The sequence below is a fragment of the Acinetobacter sp. AKBS16 genome (assembly GCF_002899995.1).
Lineage (GTDB): Bacteria > Pseudomonadota > Gammaproteobacteria > Pseudomonadales > Moraxellaceae > Acinetobacter > Acinetobacter baumannii.
Genome location: NZ_POYH01000098.1, coordinates 19,003 through 23,197, shown reverse-complemented (window position 1 = coordinate 23,197; position 4,195 = coordinate 19,003). Strand labels below are relative to the sequence as shown.

3 protein-coding genes are annotated in these 4,195 nt (G+C 39.1%); all 3 read right to left on the bottom strand.

The features are described from left to right. Positions 1-11: 11 nt before the first annotated feature. Positions 12-1,133, bottom strand: coding sequence for an alpha-hydroxy-acid oxidizing protein (locus tag C1642_RS17700; RefSeq protein WP_005131658.1), 1,122 nt, complete (start codon positions 1,131-1,133; stop codon positions 12-14). A 42-nt stretch (positions 1,134-1,175) separates the two neighbouring features. After that, entirely contained in the window at positions 1,176-2,867 is a 1,692-nt protein-coding gene (gene dld, locus C1642_RS17695; protein WP_005131655.1) for a D-lactate dehydrogenase, read from the bottom strand. Between the two features lie 30 nt (positions 2,868-2,897). Beyond that, a partial coding sequence (mdlC, locus tag C1642_RS17690) for a benzoylformate decarboxylase (RefSeq protein WP_228153974.1) occupies positions 2,898-4,195 on the bottom strand: 1,298 nt, incomplete at its 5' end.

Here is a 4,195-nt window from a genome sequence, read left to right as displayed (position 1 = left end):
TTTAATTGATATTAGGTAATATATTCTTTATTCAATTGACTTACGCTAGGACAACCAATTTGAGCCAATGTTCGGTCTACATCTTGCTTAAGTAGCTGGATCACATCATCTACCCCCGCCTCACCATTTGCAGCCAATCCATATAATGTTGCACGCCCTAAACACACCATATTCGCACCTAGACATAGTGCTTTAACGATATCAGAACCTCTTCTAAAGCCACTATCGATAAGAACAGGCTGCTCAATGGTTTGAGAAACCTCATATAAAGTCTCCATCGGTGAAATACTACAGTCTAACTGGCGTCCACCATGATTTGACAAGATCACGCCATCAGCCCCCGCTTCTATTGCCTTTAACGCATCTTCCTGACGCACAACACCTTTTACCAATAACGTATGAGGCCAGAGATCACGTATTTTTTTCAAACTTTCTAGATTAAAAGTAGTATCCATCTGCCTCTTGAGTAAGGCATTTTGTACTTCTAAGCTATGTGCTTCTGATGATTCAAAATTGGCTAATTTAGGCATGCCCTGCGAGAGAAAACGTAACGACCAACCAGGATGCATCATTCCATCCAAAATCAAACTCGGTGAAAATTTTAACGGTATAGCAAATCCATTTCGAATATCACGTTCTCTATAGCCATTTACCCCCACATCCAGCGTAATAATTAAAGTTGTATAACCTGCACTTAAAGCTCTTTGCACCATTTTCACAGCAAGTTCTTGATGTACAACATATAACTGAAACCATTTTTCTCCATCACAGCTTTTAGCAACTGCTTCAATAGACATATTTGAAGCGGTGGACAGCATAAAAGGAATATTGGCTTTCGCTGCACTTTTCGCAAGTATGCTATCAGCATGCGGCCAAAGTGAACTATTCAGTCCTGTGGGTGCAATTGCAAAAGGCGCATCCCATTTTTTATTGAAAATTTTACAGGAAATATCGCGCTGACTAATGTCAACGAGTCGCTTAGGTTTTAATCGAAACTGATCAAATATAGTACGGTTATGATTTAAACCTTTTTCATCTTCGGCTCCACCTTCAAGATAATCAAAAATAATCCTCGGCAACGTTCGCTTTGCCTGAAGTCGATAATCTTCTACATTGATCAGCTTTCGAGACAAGATATTCTCCTTTTCATGGTAAGTAACTACTATTTTGAATTTTCAGTGCCAGTGCTTATTTTTACTGGTTTTACCAATTCCCGGATTTAAAGTATTGGTCGGATCGATTTGTTTGAGGTGTGCCTGATAGTCAGGTGATGCTTGATAAAGATGCCCAACATTATGCTCTGCGGGATATTTTGCACCGCGCTGCTCCAAATAGGTCAATACTTCCTCTTTGAACTGGTGTGCATCTACTCCTTCTTTGAGCAAATAATCTTGATGACAAACAAAACAGAAAAAATGTCCACAACAACTTTCCATCTGCACTTGATCTTGCAAATGCTGAGGTAAGTTGATTAACCATTGCTCATCATTGCGTCTAAAGGCAACATCAAAGGAAACCAAACGTTGATTCGGATCAATTCCTTGACTATCTGCATAATAGATAATGCATCCACCAACAGCGAAACGGATAAGGAATATATTTTTTTCTTCTTTTTTATTACATTCGATAAACTGTTCTGATTGACCTGAAAAGAACTTTAGTAATTGCTGCTGAATCTCTTCATTCTTTTTTATATCTATTTTCAGCATCAGCAGATGTTCATATTGATGATGAAACTGCTGCAATCGTGGCTCAATCCATGACGGAGTCAGACGGTTAAACAACTGAATAAAACGGTCTAACGTATTATTGGGTAAAACAGGTATACGTTTAAAAAAACCATCGACTTTCGCTTTAAGTGCAAATAATTCAGGAATTTTTCCTGCACCAAAGACATCAATCGCTTTGTACATGTGTTTGGCATAGTGTTGCGTTAGTTCAAAAGCATTTTTATGGATATATTCAGCCTGACTTGGGAGCTCGGATAAATTTTCTAGTAAGTATTTGCGCAACTGAATCAACTGTAATTCATCATTGCTACCAATCAAATAGGTAGTCGTTTCAGCAGCAGCTTGAAAAGTTGGTAAACGTACAGCAAAGACGGCCAGTTTGCCCGAACAACCAGAACTTTCATGTAAATATTCGGGATTCCCGTTATAGCGTGTCGGTGTGGGCGAAGTGGTATCTCTTAAATTTTCAGCATAATTTTCTGCCCAAATTCGCCCCTGCCATCCTTCATTTTTTTTTGTTAGATAAGTTTGGTTTTCTAAATTTATGAAAATTTCTTCAGGGCTTTCTCCTAAGTCAATACCTAAATGATTGACTAATTTTAAATTTCCTTCGGCATCAATCTGAGCAAACAAGGATTTTTCCGTATAAGCTGGCCCTCGATGAATCAAAGATCCACCCGAATTATTACATATTCCGCCAATCACAGATGCGCCAATACAAGATGAACCAATCACTGAATGGGGCTCACGGTTGAATGGTTTCAAAGCATTTTCAAGTTCGGTTAATGTTGTTCCTGGAAATGCAAGCACTTGCGTTGCGTCTTCGAGCAACTGCAAGCCTTTTAATTTTTTTGTACTTACCACCACAACATCACGATCATAGTCATTAGAGTCAGGAGTGGATCCACCTGTAACTCCCGTATTAGAAGCTTGTAAGATCATAATCAGATCATGTTTAACGCATTTTTCTAATATGTACCAAAGTTCCAATAAAGTGTCAGGAATCAACACAGCAACTGCTTCACCTTTCCCAACTCTAAATCCTTTTAAGTAGGGAGACTTTGCAATTTCATCGGTTAAGATTTGGTGTGATTTCAATATACTCTGAAATTCTCTTATCCAATCCCTATTTTGCATTGTGATACTCCCTACACATAATTCACTGACTTATTTACAATCAGCTGTTACTACTTCGATTAACACTGGGTGATCTGCATTCAAAGCTTTTTGGAATGTCTCAACAAAATCCTGATCGCTTCGAACGCTATACGCATCGACGCCATATCCCTTAGCAATTTGGGTAAAATCAATATCAGGAACATCCATTCCTGGTACATTGTCAGCTTTTAATACACCTGCAAACCAACGTAACGCACCATAAGTGCCATTTTTCAAAATTAGGAAAATGACAGGAATTTTATATTGTGCTGCTGTCCATAAAGCCGTAATACTATAATTTGCGGAACCATCACCAATAATTCCAACCACTCGTCGTTCTGGCTGAGCCAACTGGATGCCAACTGCAGCAGGCATAGCAAAACCAAGGCCACCTGCAGCAGCAAAGAAGTAGCTACCCTGTCCTGTAATATTTAAACGTTCCCACAATATTCCATTAGTTGAGGTCGATTCATTCGCAAAAATAACATTATCTGGCACCAATGAATTGATCAAATCAAATAATCGTTCAGGTTGAATGTAATTTCCCTGACTCGGTGCAGCCAATTCATTTTTCTTACGGGAAATAACCTGTGATTTTTTTGTTTCAACCTGATCGCATAAGCGTATTAAGCTATCTTCTAAATCGCCGACATAGCAAACACCCATAGCTGCTCGGGCTGCTTCTTGTACATCACAAGTTAATGCAATGAGCTTAGTTTGATTGCCTAAATACTTACCTGGTTCATATTGGTGATAACGGAATACTGGTGCACCAAATACTAAAACGAGATCATATTGTTCGAATATCTTTGCAATACCATCAATACTTGCAGGTAAGATGCCTTGATAATACGCGTGATTAGTTGGAAATGGACAACGTGGAGAAGATGGAGCGACCCACACAGGCACATTTAAAGTTTCCGCAAATTTAATTGCACTGTCATTAGCATTCAATCTGTCGACATCTGTGCCAAATACGAGAGCTACCCTTTTAGCCTGATTGATCTGCTCTGCAATAGCATTTATATCTTTTGCAGATAGACATTGTGAGCTGATTACATCTTTTTCTAATAAATGTTCATTCTGTTCATTTACTTGCACATCCCAATCATCGTAAGGAATTGAAACATAAACAGGACCGGCTGCTTCAGCTTTAGATAAATGAATGGCACGCGTAATAGCGTGAGGCACTTCATGCGCACTAGCAGGTTCGTGGCTCCATTTCACTAATGGTTTCGGTAACAATGTTGCTTCTAAATTGGTTAGGAGTGGTTCTACACCCATCATCGCTCGGTTTTGCTGTCCAG

What these genes read in the sequence shown, in the direction of transcription:
- dld (WP_005131655.1), bottom strand. Translation starts at nt 2,867, where the DNA reads ATGCAAAATAGGGATTGGATAAGAGAATTTCAGAGTATATTGAAATCA.